Origin of the sequence: Methylobacterium sp. WL103, from assembly GCF_008039885.1 — a bacterium.
Classification (GTDB): Bacteria; Pseudomonadota; Alphaproteobacteria; order Rhizobiales; family Beijerinckiaceae; genus Methylobacterium; species Methylobacterium cerastii.
In genome coordinates this window covers 1-578 of sequence record NZ_VRUX01001208.1, presented here as the reverse complement: position 1 = coordinate 578, position 578 = coordinate 1, and the positions used below count along the sequence as shown (strand labels likewise).

Annotated in this window: 1 pseudogene; it reads left to right on the top strand. The window is 75.1% G+C overall.

The window, feature by feature from the left end:
- Positions 1–285: 285 nt before the first annotated feature.
- Positions 286–578 (top strand): annotated as a pseudogene (locus FV222_RS28655) (C4-dicarboxylate ABC transporter substrate-binding protein); the annotation flags it as partial.

Sequence of the window (578 nt, the reverse complement as noted above, 5' to 3'; positions counted from 1 at the left end):
GGCCGCCGCCGCCCGCGTCCGCGCCGCCATCGACGGCTAACTTGCGATGCCGGCGCCCGAGCAGCGCGCGGCCTTCCGGAAGGCCGTCGTCCTCGGCTGTGGCGCCTCGGGCGCCGAGGTGCCCTCGCCGGAAGCGGCGTCCTCGACGGTCGGCTGACCGGCGCGAGATCCATCACGTTCTCTCGATCCGTGCCGTCGGCAGGCGACTGGACGGAGCCGATGCCGCACGCCGCGTGTTGAGGCGGTCGCGGACGCGGTCGTCCAGCTCATGGACCCATCGCCCCGATGCCGACGATCCCGCCCTGGCTGTTCACGCGCGGCACACTCGCCGCCGTCGCCATCGCGGGCCTCGTCGCGGCCGGAGCTGTTGCCGTCTACCTGGCCCAGGCGACGACGCTCGTCATCGCGGTGGCCCCACGCGACGGGACCGAGCCCGGCCTGATCAGGGCCTACGCCGACGCCCTCGACGCCGGCGGCAAGGCCGTCCGGTTCAAGATCCTGCCCTTCGACGACGTGCGCGAGAGCGCCGCGGCGCTCCAGGACGGGCGCGCCGACCTCGCGGTGGTGCGGCCCGACGT